Here is a 15,876-nt window from a genome sequence, read left to right on the forward strand (position 1 = left end):
GGCGTCACAGGACTCCGGACGTCAGAGCACCCGGTCCTTCAGGGCCGGGAACTGCTCCCTGGTCTCGGTCACCTTCCCGGGGTCGAACTCCACCGTGAGGACCTCCTCGTCGGCGCCCGCCTCCGCGAGGACCTGGCCCCAGGGATCTACCACGATCGAGTGACCGGCCTGCGGAACTCGCGCGTGCGTCCCGGCCGTTCCACAAGCGAGCACGAACGCCTGGTTCTCGACCGCCCGCGCCCGGGCCAGCAGCGTCCAGTGATCCCGGCGGCGCTCCGGCCAGCCCGCAGGGATCACCAGGGTCTCGGCGCCCGCGTCGACGAGGCCGCGGAAGAGCTCGGGGAAACGGAGGTCGTAACAGGTGGCGACGCCGAGGGTCGTCTCCGGCAGACGGACCGTCACCAGGCTTTCGCCGCGGCCCATCAGCACGGCCTCGCCCTTGTCGAAGCCGAAGCGGTGGATCTTGCGGTAGGAGGCGGCGAGTTCACCTGAGGGTGAGAAGAGGAGGGAGGTGTTGTACAGGGTGCCGTCCGGGGCCCGCTCGGGGATCGAGCCCGCGTGCAGCCACGCGCCCGTGTCGCTCGCGGCCTTCGCCATGACCTCGTGGGTCGGCCCTGCGAGCGGCTCCGCCTCGCTCTCGAACTCCTCGAAGGCGAACGCCCCGGTGGTCCACAGTTCCGGCAGCACGACGAGGTCGGCTCCGGCCTGCTCACGTACCAGTGACGCCACCCGACGCCGACGTGATTCGACCGATTCGTCCTCATCCACGGCGATCTGGATCAGAGAGGCGCGCACACTACCACCGTCCTGGCATTCGGGCCGTCCATCACGGGCCTACGATCGTCACACGAAAGCACTGCCGGGGTGCCTCACAGCAGCGTAACTTAGCGTTCCAAGACACCCGCCGACAGCCACCACCTCCACTGGCAACGCCGCCATCACCAGCCCGTGCTCCGACCGCCGAGGGGTCCCGTTCCGTGAGTCTGCATCCCACCCTCCAGCCCTACGCCGACGCCTGGACCCACTCCATCGAAGCGATATCCGAGCTGGTGACGCCCCTCGTGGAGGGAGAGTGGAATCGCCGCACCCCCTGCCCCGGCTGGTCGGTGAGGGATGTGGTGTCCCATGTGATCGGCCTGGACTGCGAGATGCTGGGCGACCCGCGCCCCATCCACACCCTCCCCCGCGACCTCTTCCACGTCACCAACGACCACCAGCGGTACATGGAGATGCAGGTCGACGTCCGCCGCCACCACACGGCGCCGGAGATGACCTCCGAGCTGGAGTACGTCGTCATCCGCCGCAACCGCCAGCTGCGGAACGACTCGCGCGACCCCGGCACGAAGGTGCGCGGCCCGCTGGGCACCGAACTGACCCTCGCGGAGTCCATGCGCCGGCACGCCTTCAACGTCTGGGTGCACGAGCAGGACCTGCGGGCCGCCCTCGGCCGGCCCGGCAACCTCGACTCCCCCGGCGCGCACATCGCCCGTGACGTCCTCCTCGCCGCGCTCCCCGACGTGGTGGCCGTCAAGGCCGACGCCCCGAGGAGTTCGGCGATCGTCTTCGACGTCCACGGCCCCGTCGAGTTCCTGCGCACCATCCGCGTCGACATCCAGGGCCGCGGCACCCTGGAGACCGCCCCCGCCCTCGGCCCGGCCGCCGCCCTCAGCCTCGACTGGGAGACCTACGTCCGCCTGGCCTGCGGCCGCGTGACCCCGGAGGCGGCCGCGGACCGGGTGAAGGCGGAGGGTGACCCGGAACTGACGTCGGCGATCCTGAGGAACTTCACGGTGACTCAGTAGGCGCGGGGTGGCGGTCCCGGCGGCGTGCGCCTACGCGGGCACGTGGACGGTCTCCACCCGGCTCGCCACCAGCCGTTCCCGCTCCCGCCGGGCCGCCCGCCCGCGCAGCCGCAGGATCTGGCTGACGCCGAGCGCCTGGAGCACGAAGACGGAGGAGAAGGCGACCGTGTAGTTGCCGCCGGTCGCGTCCAGGAGCACACCGACGGCGAACAGGGTGGTCATCGACGCGACGAACCCGCCCATGTTGGTGATGCCGGACGCGGTTCCCTGCCGCTCCGGTGGGTTCGCCGGCCGCGCGAAGTCGAAGCCGAGCATCGACGCCGGCCCGCACGAGCCGAGCACCACGCACAGCACGATCAGCAGCCACATCGGCGCCCGCTCGCCGGGGTAGGCCAGCGTGGCCGCCCACAGCAGCGCCGTCGCCCCCACCGTGCCGAGTGCGAGCGGCAGCCGCGCCCCGTGGTGCCGGGCGACGACCTGGCCGTAGACCAGACCGACGGCCATGTTGGACAGCACGACGAGGGTGAGCAGTTCGCCCGCCACCGCCCGGGACAGTCCCTGCGCCTCGACGAGGAACGGCAGGCCCCACAGCAGCAGGAACACCATCGCCGGGAACTGGGTCGTGAAGTGCACCCAGAGCCCGAGCCGGGTGCCGGGCTCCCGCCAGGACGCGGCGATCTGCCGCCGTACGTAGGCCGCCCCCTGGTGCGGGAAGGGCTCCGGCTCCTGCCCTTCGGGGTGGTCCTTGAGGAAGAGCAGCAGCAGGACCAGTACGACGACCCCCGCGAGCGAGCTGCCCGCGAACGCCGGTGTCCAGCCGACGCCGTGCAGCAGCCGGGCCAGGACCAGCGTGGAGACCAGGTTGCCCGCCATGCCGGCGAGCCCGGCGAGTTGCGCGACCAGGGGTCCACGCCGGGCCGGGAACCAGCGGGTGCCCAGGCGCAGCACGCTGATGAAGGTCATCGCGTCGCCGCAGCCGAGCAGGGCACGCGAGGCTAGGGCCGTGCCGTACGACGGTGAGAACGCGAAGCCGAGCTGTCCCGCCGTGAAGAGGACCACGCCGAGCGTCAGGACCTTCTTGGTGCCGAGCCGGTCGACGAGCAGCCCGACGGGTATCTGCATGCCGGCGTAGACGAGGAGCTGAAGGATCGAGAAGGTCGACAGGGCCGAGGCGTTGACATGAAAGCGGTCGGCGGCGTCGAGGCCGGCGACGCCGAGGGACGTACGGAAGATGACCGCGACGAAGTAGACGGAGACGCCGATGCCCCACACGGCCATCGCGCGCCGGCCGCCCGGGGGGTCGCCGGGGAGCCTGGTGTGGCTCATCGGACCTCACCCCGGGCGAGGTGGGAGAACCACTCGACATGTCCGTGGATCAGACCTACGACCGCCTCCGCGTCGCCGGAGCGCAGAGCCGTGAGGATCTGCTCGTGCTCGGTGAGGGTCTTGGTGATGCGGTCCGGGTGGGCGTGCATGACGGCGACGCCCATCCTGAGCTGGCGGTCGCGGAGTTGGTCGTAGAGCCGGCTGAGGATCTCGTTGCCGCCGCTGCGGACGATCTCGGCGTGGAAACAGCGGTCGGTGACGGCGGCACCGGCCAGGTCCCCGACGGCGGCCTGCTCCTTCTGCCGCGCGAGCAGTTCCTCGAGGCGCGCGAGAAGCTGTGGGGACGCGGGTACGGCCTTGCGGGCGGCGTGCCCCTCGACGAGCTGGCGGGTCTCGACGACGTCGGCGATCTCCTGCGCGGAGACCGGCAGGACCAGTGCTCCCTTTTTCGGGTAAAGCTTGATCAGCCCCTCGACCTCGAGACGCAGCAGCGCCTCTCGCACAGGCGTACGGGAAACTCCGACGGCCTCACCGAGCTCGCCCTCGGTGAGCAGGGTGCCGCCCTCGTAACGGCGGTCCAGGACGCCCTGCTTGACGTGGGCGTAGACGCGGTCGGCGGCGGGAGGCTGTTTCACGGCCAGGCTCATGCCGACAGCATAGATACAACACGTACGCATGAAGACCGCCATCCAGCATGCGGACTTCTCTGTATCGACGGTGTCACAGAAGCCAACCCCGCCTCATCCGGCGCACAACCATTCGTGCTAGATACGTGTCACAGACATGCGGCCCACTTTTCTTTCTCCCATCAACTCGGCCGCATCTCAGGGGCTTTCGACGTAATCGGGGTATTTCAGTTGATTACCGCCATCACCGGCACCAAGGGCAGCCGCTTCCGCAAGGCCGCCGCGGTCAGTGTCACCGCAGGCGCCGTGCTCGCGGCCGGAGCCTTCACCGCGGCACCCGCGCAGGCTGTCACCGCGCCCTCGATCGTGGCCAAGGGCGGCTACGTGATGAACAACGCGAACGGCAAGACGCTGTACACCAAGGCGGCGGACACCAAGCGTTCCACAGGCTCCACCACGAAGATCATGACTGCGAAGGTCGTGCTGGCGCAGTCCAACCTGAACCTGGACAAGAAGGTCACGATCCAGAAGGCGTACAGCGACTACATCGTCGCCAACAACGCCTCGCAGGCCCACCTGATCGTCGGCGACAAGGTCACCGTCCGTCAGCTGCTGTACGGGCTGATGCTGCCGTCGGGCTGCGACGCCGCGTACGCGCTGGCCGACACGTACGGCACCGGCTCGACGCGGGCCGCGCGCGTGAAGTCGTTCATCAGCAAGATGAACCAGGCCGCCACGTCGCTGGGTCTGAGGAACACGCACTTCGATTCGTTCGACGGCATCGGCAACGGCAACAACTACTCGACGCCGCGTGACCTGACGAAGATCGCCAGCAGCGCGATGAAGAGCGCCACGTTCCGCACAGTCGTGAAGACGAAGAAGTACACGGCGAAGACCATCACCAAGACGGGCTCCACCCGCACGATGGCGCCGTGGACCAACACGAACGGGCTGCTCAGCAGCTACAGCGGCACCATCGGCGTGAAGACCGGGTCCGGCCCCGAGGCCAAGTACTGCCTCGTCTTCGCCGCCACCCGCAACGGCAAGACCGTCATCGGCACGGTCCTCGCCTCCACCTCGATCCCCAACCGCGAGGCGGACGCGAAGAAGCTCATGAACTACGCTTTCGCGACCATCTGACGTCGCGTGCCACGAAGGGGTCCGTCGCCGCTGGGCGACGGACCCCTTCGTCATGTCGAGTGCGGGGCGCAAAGGGAATAAGGCCAATTCCCTCTCATTGGTGAACATCGTTACGTCAATTGACACTTGGGATCCTCTCTGCCCTAGCTTCCGCTGCGGAGGTGGTTCACATGCACGAACCGAGCAAGCAGCCCGAGGCGATCGAAATCAGTGATCTGGTGTACGCAGCAACAGGATCGAGGGTCCGGAGGTTGACCATCCGGGAGGGGTGCACTGGTTCCCAGCGGTAGACGTGTGCAAGCAGTTAGGACACACCAACGCCACCAAGGCCCTGACGGATCACGTACCGGAGACGTATCGAGAGACATTGGAGAGCGTCAGCAGCGCTTACGGTCTCAGCATCCCTGCAGGTAGAAGTTGGCGTCGAGACCTGCAGCTGATCGATTTACGAGGCTTGATCATCCTCGACAATGCCTGCACGAAACCTGTCGTCGCCCCCTTTGAACAATGGGCGGCCGAGGTCATAGCGACCGTGCACATGGAGGGCACCTACACCCTCGAAAAAGCCGAGGTGCAGCCGTCCGAACCAGGTGCGCCCATCGCCTACGCCATGCCGGAGCAGGTCGCCGAGGCCATCGTCCGGCTTGAGGAACGCAACCTCCAAGGGGATGAACAACTCGCGTTCTCCCAGCACAAGTTGGTCGCGCTGCAAGAGGAGATCGTGGGGACGCAGAGGGAGATCCTGGAGACGCAGCGGGCCGCCCTCACCGCCCAGCAGACCATGGCCCTGGCCATGGAACGCATCGCGGACCGGCTCGACTCCCTGGTCCTCGAACGCCCGGTGCCCGCCGCCGACCCGTCGACTCCGCCGACGACGGAGTCCGTGCTGGCCGACTGGCGGCGGCGGTTGTCCGTGACGGAGGACGTCTGGACCGTGGCCGTCGTCATCGCGCCGGTTCTCGTCGAGGAGGGTGAGCTCCGGCGGCCGCTCGAATCGATCGCAGCTCGGACGGGGCTGTCCGTGCACCGTGTCAACGAATGCCTGCGGCTGTTGCGCAAGCACGCCTGTATCCGCTCCCAGGGTGCATCCGAGGACGGGGCTCCGGTGTACGTGCTCAATCAGCCCTGAGCGGCCCCGTGCATGACTGAAGGGGCGGCCGCAAACCAAAGTTGCGGCCGTCCCTTCAGTGTTGACAACTCATCCGCTGCGCGCGGGTCACGCCCAGGTGATGAGTTTCTTCGGCTGTTCCAGGATCGCGGCCACGTCGGCGAGGACCTTGGAGCCCAACTCCCCGTCGATCAGGCGGTGGTCGAAGCTGAGGGCCAGGGTGGTGACCTGGCGGGGCTTGACCTTGCCCTTGTGGACCCACGGCTGGAGCTTGATCGCGCCGACGGCGAGGATCGCGGACTCGCCGGGCGGCAGGATCGGGGTGCCGGTGTCGACGCCGAAGACGCCGACGTTGGTGATGGTCACCGTGCCGCCCTGCATCGCGGCCGGCGAGGTGCGGCCCTCCTTCGCGGTGGCCACCAACTCGCCCAGTGCCTCGGCAAGCTGCGGGAGCGTCTTCGCGTCGGCGTCCTTGATGTTCGGGACGATCAGTCCGCGCGGGGTGGCCGCCGCGATGCCCAGGTTGACGTAGTGCTTGAGGACGATCTCCTGGTTCGCCTCGTCCCAGGACGCGTTGATGTCCGGGTTGCGCTTGATCGCGACCAGGAGGGCCTTGGCGATGAGGAGGAGAGGGTTGACCCGCAGGCCCGCGAAGTCCCTGTCCTGCTTGAGCTCCTCGACCAGCTTCAGGGTGCGGGTCACGTCCACCGTCACGAACTCCGTGACGTGCGGGGCGGTGAACGCCGAGCCGACCATCGCGGCGGCGGTGGCCTTGCGGACGCCCTTGACCGGGACACGGGTCTCACGGGCCGTGTCGTAGGAGGCGGCGGGCGCCGCCGGGACCGCCGGGGCCTGGGTCACCGGGGCCTGAGTGACCGGCGCCGGCGCCTCGGCCGGGGTGACCGCCGCGTGGACGTCCTCGCGGGTGATGATGCCGTCCGGGCCGGACGGGATCACCGTGGTCAGGTCGACGCCCAGGTCCTTGGCCAGCTTGCGTACCGGGGGCTTGGCCAGCGGACGGGGCTGCACCACAGCGGCGGCTGGGCTCGCGGGCGCCGGACCGTGGCCGTTGAGCTCGGTCTGGATCGCCACCGAGGCCTGCTGGAGCGGCAGCTCGGGGCCCTTGCGGGGGCGGCGCTTGGTCGAGGAGACGGCCACGCCGTAGCCGACCAGGACCGGCTGGCGGCCCTGCGGCTTGTCTTCGGGAGCGGAGTCAGCCACGTCGGCCGCGGGAACTTCCGGTGCCTCGGCCGGTGTCTGCGCAACCTCGGGTGCCGCGCCCGACACGTCGATCGCGATGATCGGCGTGCCCACGTCGACCGTGGTGCCCTCGGGGAAGTGCAGGTCGCGTACCACCCCGTCGTAGGGGATGGGCAGTTCGACGGCCGCCTTGGCCGTCTCCACCTCGCACACCACCTGCCCGTCGGTGACCGTGTCCCCGACCTGGACGTACCACTTGAGGATCTCCGCCTCGGTCAGGCCCTCGCCCACGTCGGGCATCTTGAACTCGCGCACGGACGTGTCCGTCATCGTCGTCACGGCCCTCTCCTCAGTACGCCAGCGAGCGGTCGACGGCATCCAGTACCCGGTCCAGACCCGGCAGGTACTCGTCCTCCAGACGCGCCGGCGGATAGGGGGCGTGGTAGCCGCCCACCCGCAGCACCGGGGCTTCCAGGTGGTAGAAGCACCGCTCGGTGATCCGGGCGGCGATCTCCGCGCCGGAGCCGAAGAACACCGGCGCCTCGTGCACCACCACCAGGCGGCGGGTCTTCTCCACCGAGGCCTGGATCGCGTCGAAGTCCAGCGGCGAGATCGAGCGCAGGTCGAGGACCTCCAGCGACTTGCCCTCCTCGGCGGCCGCGTCCGCGACCTCCTGGCACAGCTTGACCATCGGACCGTAGGCGACCAGCGTCAGATCACTGCCCTCGCGGACCGTCCGCGCCTTGTGCAGCGGGCCGGGGATGGCTTCGGTGTTGACCTCGCCCTTGTCCCAGTAGCGCCGCTTGGGCTCGAAGAAGATCACCGGGTCGTCGCTCTGGATGGCCTGCTGCATCATCCAGTACGCGTCCGACGCGTTCGACGGCGAGACCACCTTCAGCCCCGCCACATGCGCGAACAGCGACTCGGGGGACTCCGAGTGGTGCTCGACCGCGCCGATGCCGCCGCCGTAGGGGATACGCACCACGACCGGCATCTTGACCTTGCCCAGCGAGCGGGCGTGCATCTTCGCCAGCTGGGTGACGATCTGGTCGTAGGCCGGGAACACGAACCCGTCGAACTGGATCTCCACCACCGGCCGGTAGCCGCGCAGCGCCAGGCCGATCGCGGTGCCCACGATGCCGGACTCGGCGAGCGGGGTGTCGATGACCCGGTCCTCGCCGAAGTCCTTCTGCAGTCCGTCGGTCACCCGGAAGACGCCGCCGAGCTTGCCGACGTCCTCGCCCATGACGAGGACCTTCGGGTCGGTGTCCAGGGCGCGCCGGAGCGATTCGTTGATCGCCTTGGCGAGAGCCATCTTTTCCGCTGCCATGATCAGGCCCCTTCCCCATCCGCGAACGACGCCTGGTAGGCGGCGAAACCGGCCCGCTCCTCGTCGACCAGCGCATGCCCGTCCGCATACGCGTGCTCGAACATCGCGAAACGGTCCGGGTCCGGCATCGCACGGACCGCCTCACGCACTCGCCTGCCCAACGCCTCGGACTCGGTCTCCAGTTCCGCGAAGAATCCCTCGTCCGCGTGGTTTGAGTCCTCCAGGTACCGGCGAAGGCGCAGGATCGGGTCCTTCGCCTCCCACGCCTCGCGCTCCTCGTCGGCCCGGTACTTGCTCGGGTCGTCGGAGGTGGTGTGGGCGCCCATCCGGTAGGTGTACGCCTCGACGAGCGTCGGTCCCTCACCCGCGCGGGCCCGCTCCAGCGCCCACTTGGTGACGGCCAGCGACGCGAGCACGTCGTTGCCGTCGACCCGTACGCCGGGGAAACCGAAGCCCTGCGCGCGCTGGTAGAGCGGGACGCGGGTCTGCTTCTCGGTCGGCTCGGAGATGGCCCACTGGTTGTTCTGGCAGAAGAACACCACCGGGGCGTTGTAGACCGCGGAGAAGGTGAACGATTCGGCGACGTCACCCTGGCTGGAGGCGCCGTCGCCGAAGTACGCGATGACCGCGGAGTCGGCGCCGTCCTTGGCGATGCCCATCGCGTAGCCCGTGGCGTGCAGCGTCTGGGAGCCGATGACGATCGTGTAGAGGTGGAAGTTGTTGCCGTTCGGGTCCCAGCCGCCGTTGTTCACGCCGCGGAACATGCCGAGCAGGTTGGTCGGATCGACCCCGCGGCACCAGGCCACGCCGTGCTCGCGGTAGGTGGGGAAGACGTAGTCGTCGTCGCGCAGTGCCCGTCCCGACCCGATCTGGGCGGCCTCCTGGCCGAGCAGCGAGGCCCACAGGCCCAGCTCGCCCTGGCGCTGGAGGGAGGTGGCCTCGGCGTCGAAGCGACGGGTGAGCACCATGTCGCGGTAGAGGCCGCGGAGCTCTTCGGGGGTGATGTCGGCGACGTACTTGTCGTACTCCGCGTTCTTGACGCGCTTGCCCTCGGGCGTCAGCAGCTGAACCAGTTCGGGCTTGGTGCTCGGGGACTTCCTCGTCCCGGCGCTGCGTCGCGGCTTGCGCGCGGCAGTGCTCTCCACGGTCACGTGTGCTCCTCCGTCGGTCCGGCCCCCGGGGTTGCCGGGTGTACCAGTGCGGCTCACCTGTTGCCGACACCGTGCACGGGGTGGGTGCCACTCGGCCGGAACAGGCGTGACAGGTGCCCCGGCGAGCGCCCTGCAAGAATCACGTTACCCAGTGCTCCACATTTCTGTGAAACCCCATTTGACCTGCGATTTTGCTTGGATTTCCAAGTAAATCGGAAAAGGGCCGAAGGGGTGCTGGTCACAGCCTTGCAGGAGGCCGGAGCAACGGCACGTTATCCCGTCCACCCAGGCCACCGGAAGACTTTCCGTGTGCGACTTGCCGAAAGTCCCCAGAAGGAGAAAGGGCCTGGAAAGCCACTGGGAGGACGTCCCGTGACCGAAGGAGACCGAGTGCGACTCACTGTGCCGATCTGTGACTGCACGTGACAACGCCCAGCTCACAGCCCTGGCTCGTGCCCTAGCATCTGGCGCGTGCCGCGCTCTCCCGTACCACCCCTCAAGCCTCACGCGCCCCCGCTGGGCGCCCTCCTCCGCCAGTACGCCGCCGGATCCGCCCTCGCTTGCGATCCCGTCGACCAAGGCCTGCTCAACCGCGGCTACCGGCTCCGCACGACCCGCGGCCGCTACTTCCTCAAACACCACTTCGATCCCGAGACGGCCGCCCCCGAGGCGATCGCCCGCCAGCACCGCGCCACCCAGCGCCTGGCCGCCCTCGGCGTCCCGGTCGCCCCGCCCCTCCCCGCCCACGACGGCCGCACGGTCGCCGTCGTCGGCGGTCACGCCTACGCCCTCCATCCCTGGATCGAGGGCCGCCACCGCCATGGCGCCCAGCTCACCGCCGAGCAGTGCGGCCGGCTCGGGGCGCTGCTGGGCGTGGTGCACGCGAGCCTGGAGCGGGTGATGCCGGTGCAGGGGTGCCGGCGGACCGAAAAGGGCGCGTGGGCAGGCGGGGGCGCACGAACCGACGAAAGCGCCCCGGGCATCGGACCGCACACGCCGGACGGACGCGCGGCGTCCACGCACCACGACACCGCCGCGCGTGCCGACAGCGCCCGTGCCCAGAAGCCGCACGCCGGTCACCGGACCACCCGGAACTCCGAGATCACGAGCCCCGACGCGGACCCCGTCGACTCCGGTGCCGACCCCGCCACCACCTTCGCCCTCATCGACGATCTCCTCGCGCGCGTGCGTCGGCACCGGCCCGCCGACTCCTTCGACGAGCTGGCCCGGCACCGGCTCCTGGAGCGGCGTGCCCTGCTCGAACAGCACGTGGGACGGCGGCCTCCGCACGGCGGGCCGGTGGGCTGGGTGCACGGGGACTTCCACCCGTTCAACCTGCTCTACCGGGGCGACGCCCCCGCCGCGATCGTCGACTGGGACCGGCTCGGCGTGAAGCCCCGCGCCGAGGAGGCCGTACGCGCCGCCGCGATCTTCTTCGTACGGCCCGCGGGGACGCTCGACCTGCCGAAGGTGCGGGCCTACGCGCGCGCGTACCGGCGTACGGCGGGAGCCACGCCCTCGGAACTCGCGGCGGCCGTGCACCGCGTGTGGTGGGAACGTCTCAACGACTTCTGGATGCTGCGCTGGCACTACGAGCGCGGCGACACCCGCGCGGACCCCCAGTTCCCGGCGGCCTCGGCGCTGGTGGTGTGGTGGACGCGGGAGTACGACGCGGTGTGCGACGCGTTCGTGGGCTGACGCGGGGCCCTGGAAACGGCACGCGCGCGTGGCGCCCGTCCCCGGGGCCACGCGCGCGTGAAGCGCCGCGGTCGGTCAGGAGTCGCCGCCGTCGCCACCCGCGCCTCCGACCAGGCCACCGGCGCCGGTCGGGTCCGCCGTGTCCGTGGGCTGCGCCGTGTCGCTGGGCTCCGGCGTGTCGGACGGCTCCGTCGCCGTCTCGGACGGCTGCGTGGCCGAGGGCGAAGGCGTGTAGGAGGGCGTGTACGACGGCGTATAGGACGGCGTGTAGCCGGAGCCGCCCGAGCTGCCGCTGTCGTCCGTGGAGGTGTTGGTCTCCTCGCTCGTCGCCTCGTCGCTCGGCGTCTCGCTGGGCGTCTGGTCGTCGGTGGTCTTCGAGGTGGTCGGCGACACGGAGCTGCCGGTGTCGCCACCGCCGCCGCCACCGCCGCCGCCGTTGAGCGCCAGGGCTACGCCCGCCGCGACGGCGATCACCGCGAGGACGGCGAGGATCCACAGCTTGCCGCGGCCGCTGCCCCGGTTGCCGTGGTTCTCGAAGCCGCCGTCGTCCCCGCCGCCGTAGCCGGAGGGCAGGATCTGCTGCGGGATCTGGGTGGTGCCGGAGGCGGCGCCGGGGTGCGGCAGCACGCTGGTGCTCGCGAAGCCCGCGGCGGCCACGCCGCGGCCGTCGTGCGCCGTCACCGGGCCGGTGTTCCAGGTGCCGGTGTGGCCGCCCTGGTCGTACAGCATCTGCAGGCCGTACTGGACGAGCCCGCGCATCTCCTCGGCCGTCTGGAAGCGGTCGTCCGGCTCCTTGGCGAGCGAGCGCATGACCAGGCCGTCGAGCTCCGGCGGGACGGATTCGGAGACCTGCGACGGAGGCGTCGGGATGTCCTGGACGTGCTGGTAGACGACGGACAGCGGGGTCTCGCCGGTGAACGGCGGCCGCAGCGCGAGGAGTTCGTAGAGGAGACAGCCGGTCGCGTACAGGTCGGAGCGGTGGTCGACGGCCTTGCCGAGGGCCTGCTCCGGGGAGAGGTACTGCGGGGTGCCCATGACCATGCCGGTCTGCGTCATCGTCGTGGACGCGCCGTGCAGGGCGCGGGCGATGCCGAAGTCCATCACCTTGACCGCGCCGTTGTGCGTGATGATCACGTTGGCGGGCTTGATGTCGCGGTGCACGATGCCGTGCTGGTGCGAGTAGGCGAGCGCCTCCAGGACGCCGGAGACGATGATCAGGGCCTGCTCGGGCCCGGGTGCCTCGGCGTTGAGGAGCAGATCCCGGATCGTCCGTCCTTCGACGATCTCCATGACGATGTACGGCACCGACTGGCCGCCCACGTAGTCCTCGCCGGAGTCGTACACGGCGACGATCGCATGGTGGTTGAGGCCGGCCACGGACTGGGCCTCGCGTGTGAAGCGGGCCTTGGAGGTCGGGTCCTCGGCGAGGTCGGCCCGGAGCAGCTTGACCGCCACGGTGCGGCCGAGCCGTACGTCCTCGGCCGCGAACACCTCGGCCATACCGCCCCGGCCGAGTCTGCGGGTCAGCCGATATCGGCCGTCCCCCACCAGTCCGCCGTTACCCCACAGCTCCGGCGCATCTGACATTCCGCCGCCAGTCGCCTCGGGGTCGGACGGGCCCTGAGCGCGCTGCTGCTGTGCCATCGGTCCTCGCCGTCGTTTCTGCCCGCGGTGCGCGCGGTGTTGTTACGGTCTCCGTCGGCCACGCTACAGCCTTCGCGCAAGCCGCCGGTCCGGGATGAGCCCGGGGACCGGCCCGAGACGGACCGGTCATCAAACCTGTACTACGTCTCGGCGTGCAAATCCTGTGTACCGGCGGTGCGGCACCTGTAACGCCCGCGCGACCTTTCTTTCGCGTACGGCCACGGAACGGACACCGCGTCCGACGGGCCGGCGCGGCAGGATTCCGTGGCCAAACTCACGAAGATCAACCCGAACGAGCGTTTCCCGCAGGTGACATGGCTCGGGTGGCATGACGCGGGCGACATGAAGGGCCCGGCAGCGTCGGCTGCCGGGCCCTTCTCCGTCTGGACGTGGAGGATTACAGGTACGGTCCGCCCGTGCGGCCGCCCGCGCGCGGGTCGACGCCGTCCTCCTGACCGCCGACGCCCGGCGGGAGCGCGCGGCGCATCTGCTCCAGCTGGGCCCGCGCGGCCATCTGCTGGGCGAACAGGGTGGTCTGGATCCCGTGGAAGAGACCCTCCAGCCACCCCACCAACTGGGCCTGCGCGATCCGCAGTTCCGCGTCGCTCGGGGTCGAGTCCTCGTTGAAGGGCAGGGAGAGCCGCTCCAGCTCCTCCACGAGCTCGGGGGCGAGCCCGTCCTCCAGCTCCTTCACCGAGCTGTGGTGGATCTCCTTGAGCCGGGCCCGGCTGGCCTCGTCGAGGGGAGCCGCGCGCACCTCTTCGAGCAGCTGCTTGATCATGCTGCCGATCCGCATGACCTTCGCGGGCTGCTCGACCATCTCCGTGACCGGGACCTCGCGGGAGTCGTCGTCACCCCCGCCGCCCAGCGCCATCCCGTCCTGGCCCACGACCAGGATCTGGGGGCTTTCCGGCGAACCTTCGTTCCTCGGCATCTCCATGCCGCCATTCTCTCGCACCCGTACACCTCACCACTGAGGTGCCCCCACTGTGTGCTGATCCACCGCACCGGAGCAGATCGCCCCCATGGCTGCGCCCGGAATGCCGGTCTCTTCCCGAAATGCCAACCTTGTCCCGTGACTCCCTGGCTACGCGCGGCAGTACTGGCGATCCTGGTGGGCGCGAGCGCGGCCGCCCTGCCGCAGACCGGCCGGGCGTACGGCGCCGAGCCGCCGCCACTCCTGTCGGCGAGCGCGCCCGAGCGACGGGCAGCGGACTCGGTGCCCCTTCATGGACCCCCGCGCGGGGCAGCGGGCGCGTCGGCCTCCGCCACGCGGTCGCCGGGCTCGGCAGCGGCCCACGAGACACCGCGGGAGACCACAGGGCCGTACGCCGTCGGGCTCGCGCCGCACACCACCCCGGGCACGTCGCCCTCCCCGTCCCGCACCCTCTCGGGCCCGGAGCCGACGCGCGGACCGGGGCACCCCGCCTCCCCGTCCGCCGTCGCCTCGGGTCCCCGGCGCGGCGCCGGCCCGGAACGCGCCTCACCCACGGCTTCCCTCGCGCCCTCCCCCTCGGCCACTCCCTCCCGAGCCGGCAGCCGCGCGGGTGAGGGGCGGGAGCGGCCGGGGCGGCGGGAGGACCCGGCAACGGAGGACGCGGACGCCGACGGCACGGACTCCGGCACGGCCGACTCCGGGGGGACCGATTCCGGGGTCGGTGACCTCACCGCCGTGTCGGAGCCGCCCCCGGAGACCGCCGTGGCTCGACCGTCACACCCCGCCGAGCGGCCCGTGGCCGGGTCCAAGGTGTTCATCCTGCCGCTCGGCACCGGACTGGTGCTGGTCGGACTGGGGCTCGGGCTCGGCCTGTTCGCGCTGCGGTTGCGGCGCGGGTAGGGCCGTACCGGAACACCTACGGCGTGACCAGCAGGACCTTGCCGATGTGGCCGCTCTCCTCGACGACCCGGTGCGCGGCGGCCGCGTCGCTCATCGGGAGCTCGCGGTCGACGACGGGACGGATGTGCCCGGCGTCCAGCAGCGGCCACACGTGCTCGCGTACGGCCGCCACGATCGCCGTCTTCTCGGCCGGCGGCCGCGCCCTCAGCGAGGTCGCGCTGATCGCGGCGCGCTTGCCCAGCAGCGTGGCGATGTTCAGCTCGCCCTTGACGCCGCCCTGCATGCCGATGATCGCGAGCCGTCCGTTGACGGCGAGGGCGTTGACGTTGCGGTCGAGGTACTTCGCGCCCATGTTGTCGAGGATGACGTCGGCGCCCGCCCCGTCGGTGGCCTTCCTGACCTCCTCGACGAAGTCCTGTTCCCGGTAGTTGATCAGGATGTCCGCGCCGAGCTCGGCGCAGCGGTCCAGCTTCTCCGGCGTACCCGCGGTCACCGCGACCTTGGCGCCGACGGCCTTGGCTAGCTGGATCGCCATCGTGCCGATGCCGCTGGAGCCGCCGTGCACGAGAAGGGTCTCGCCGGGGCGCAGGTGGGAGACCATGAAGACGTTCGACCAGACCGTGCAGACCACCTCGGGCAGCGCGGCCGCCCGCTTCAGATCGACACCCTTGGGCACGGGCAGCAGCTGCCCGGCCGGCACGGCGACCTTCTCGGCGTATCCGCCGCCCGCGAGGAGCGCGCAGACCTCGTCGCCGACGGCCCAGCCGGTCACACCGGGGCCGATCGCGGCGATCCGCCCGGAGCACTCCAGGCCGGGGTAGGGGGACGCGCCGGGCGGGGGGTTGTAGAAGCCCTGCCGTTGCAGGATGTCGGCGCGGTTGACGGCCCCGGCCACGACGTCGACCAGCACCTCACCTTCGTCGGCAACAGGGTCCGGCACCTCGTCCCAGACCAGTGCTTCGGGGCCACCGGGTTCAGGAATCGTGATCGCATACATACGCCTGACGCTACTCG

At 70.3% G+C, this 15,876-nt stretch carries 13 protein-coding genes and 1 pseudogene; 5 read left to right on the top strand and 9 right to left on the bottom strand.

Annotated elements, in window-relative coordinates; translation table 11 throughout:
- Positions 1–21: 21 nt before the first annotated feature.
- Positions 22–795 (bottom strand): carbon-nitrogen family hydrolase, encoded by a 774-nt coding sequence (locus ABZT06_RS34670; protein WP_355750161.1) that lies wholly within the window; start codon positions 793–795, stop codon positions 22–24.
- A gap of 182 nt (positions 796–977) precedes the next feature.
- Here ABZT06_RS34670 and ABZT06_RS34675 point away from each other — a divergent pair, with 182 nt between their 5' ends.
- Positions 978–1,802, top strand: a complete 825-nt coding sequence (locus ABZT06_RS34675; protein WP_355750164.1) for a maleylpyruvate isomerase family mycothiol-dependent enzyme — start codon at positions 978–980, stop codon at positions 1,800–1,802.
- Between the two features lie 30 nt (positions 1,803–1,832).
- Here ABZT06_RS34675 and ABZT06_RS34680 read toward each other — a convergent pair whose 3' ends face one another.
- Together ABZT06_RS34680 and ABZT06_RS34685 are read right to left on the bottom strand one after the other, a co-directional pair.
- Positions 1,833–3,128, bottom strand: coding sequence for an MFS transporter (locus ABZT06_RS34680; protein ID WP_355750168.1), 1,296 nt, complete (start codon positions 3,126–3,128; stop codon positions 1,833–1,835).
- Positions 3,125–3,775, bottom strand: coding sequence for a GntR family transcriptional regulator (locus ABZT06_RS34685; RefSeq protein WP_355750171.1), 651 nt, complete (start codon positions 3,773–3,775; stop codon positions 3,125–3,127). The genes ABZT06_RS34680 and ABZT06_RS34685 overlap by 4 nt, the downstream gene beginning before the upstream one ends.
- Before the next feature lie 210 nt (positions 3,776–3,985).
- Between ABZT06_RS34685 and ABZT06_RS34690 the strand changes: the two genes are divergently transcribed.
- Complete coding sequence (locus tag ABZT06_RS34690) at positions 3,986–4,894, top strand: D-alanyl-D-alanine carboxypeptidase (protein WP_355750174.1); 909 nt, start codon at positions 3,986–3,988, stop codon at positions 4,892–4,894.
- A gap of 170 nt (positions 4,895–5,064) precedes the next feature.
- A pseudogene (locus ABZT06_RS34695) lies at positions 5,065–6,023 on the top strand (Bro-N domain-containing protein).
- An 87-nt stretch (positions 6,024–6,110) separates the two neighbouring features.
- Here ABZT06_RS34695 and ABZT06_RS34700 read toward each other — a convergent pair.
- From ABZT06_RS34700 to pdhA, 3 genes are read right to left on the bottom strand one after another with little or no spacing between them, the layout of a single operon-like run.
- Positions 6,111–7,541, bottom strand: a complete 1,431-nt coding sequence (locus ABZT06_RS34700; protein ID WP_355750177.1) for a dihydrolipoamide acetyltransferase family protein — start codon at positions 7,539–7,541, stop codon at positions 6,111–6,113.
- 10 nt (positions 7,542–7,551) lie between these two features.
- A complete protein-coding gene (locus tag ABZT06_RS34705) occupies positions 7,552–8,532 on the bottom strand; it encodes an alpha-ketoacid dehydrogenase subunit beta (RefSeq protein ID WP_355750179.1) in 981 nt (326 codons plus the stop codon).
- A 2-nt stretch (positions 8,533–8,534) separates the two neighbouring features.
- On the bottom strand, positions 8,535–9,683 hold the full coding sequence (gene pdhA / locus ABZT06_RS34710; RefSeq protein WP_355750182.1) for a pyruvate dehydrogenase (acetyl-transferring) E1 component subunit alpha: 1,149 nt from the start codon (positions 9,681–9,683) through the stop codon (positions 8,535–8,537).
- Between the two features lie 471 nt (positions 9,684–10,154).
- Here pdhA and ABZT06_RS34715 point away from each other — a divergent pair, with 471 nt between their 5' ends.
- Entirely contained in the window at positions 10,155–11,381 is a 1,227-nt protein-coding gene (locus tag ABZT06_RS34715) for a phosphotransferase (RefSeq protein WP_355750186.1), read from the top strand.
- A 75-nt stretch (positions 11,382–11,456) separates the two neighbouring features.
- Here ABZT06_RS34715 and ABZT06_RS34720 read toward each other — a convergent pair whose 3' ends face one another.
- Positions 11,457–13,025 (bottom strand): protein kinase, encoded by a 1,569-nt coding sequence (locus ABZT06_RS34720; protein WP_355750189.1) that lies wholly within the window; start codon positions 13,023–13,025, stop codon positions 11,457–11,459.
- Positions 13,026–13,422: 397 nt separating this feature from the next.
- Entirely contained in the window at positions 13,423–13,965 is a 543-nt protein-coding gene (locus ABZT06_RS34725; RefSeq protein ID WP_355750192.1) for a bacterial proteasome activator family protein, read from the bottom strand.
- A 135-nt stretch (positions 13,966–14,100) separates the two neighbouring features.
- Here ABZT06_RS34725 and ABZT06_RS34730 point away from each other — a divergent pair, with 135 nt between their 5' ends.
- Positions 14,101–14,862, top strand: coding sequence for a hypothetical protein (locus tag ABZT06_RS34730; protein ID WP_355750195.1), 762 nt, complete (start codon positions 14,101–14,103; stop codon positions 14,860–14,862).
- Positions 14,863–14,878: 16 nt separating this feature from the next.
- On the opposite strand, the gene ABZT06_RS34735 is transcribed toward ABZT06_RS34730, so the two are convergent.
- Positions 14,879–15,859 (bottom strand): NAD(P)H-quinone oxidoreductase, encoded by a 981-nt coding sequence (locus tag ABZT06_RS34735; protein WP_355750198.1) that lies wholly within the window; start codon positions 15,857–15,859, stop codon positions 14,879–14,881.
- Between the last annotated feature and the right edge of the window lie 17 nt (positions 15,860–15,876).

This window comes from Streptomyces sp. NPDC005483 (genome assembly GCF_040606035.1).
GTDB lineage: Bacteria > Actinomycetota > Actinomycetes > Streptomycetales > Streptomycetaceae > Streptomyces.

What these genes read in the sequence shown, in the direction of transcription:
- ABZT06_RS34705 (WP_355750179.1), bottom strand. Translation starts at nt 8,532, where the DNA reads ATGGCAGCGGAAAAGATGGCTCTCGCCAAGGCGATCAACGAATCGCTC.
- ABZT06_RS34725 (WP_355750192.1), bottom strand. Translation starts at nt 13,965, where the DNA reads ATGGAGATGCCGAGGAACGAAGGTTCGCCGGAAAGCCCCCAGATCCTG.
- ABZT06_RS34685 (WP_355750171.1), bottom strand. Translation starts at nt 3,775, where the DNA reads ATGAGCCTGGCCGTGAAACAGCCTCCCGCCGCCGACCGCGTCTACGCC.
- ABZT06_RS34735 (WP_355750198.1), bottom strand. Translation starts at nt 15,859, where the DNA reads ATGTATGCGATCACGATTCCTGAACCCGGTGGCCCCGAAGCACTGGTC.
- ABZT06_RS34680 (WP_355750168.1), bottom strand. Translation starts at nt 3,128, where the DNA reads ATGAGCCACACCAGGCTCCCCGGCGACCCCCCGGGCGGCCGGCGCGCG.
- ABZT06_RS34720 (WP_355750189.1), bottom strand. Translation starts at nt 13,025, where the DNA reads ATGGCACAGCAGCAGCGCGCTCAGGGCCCGTCCGACCCCGAGGCGACT.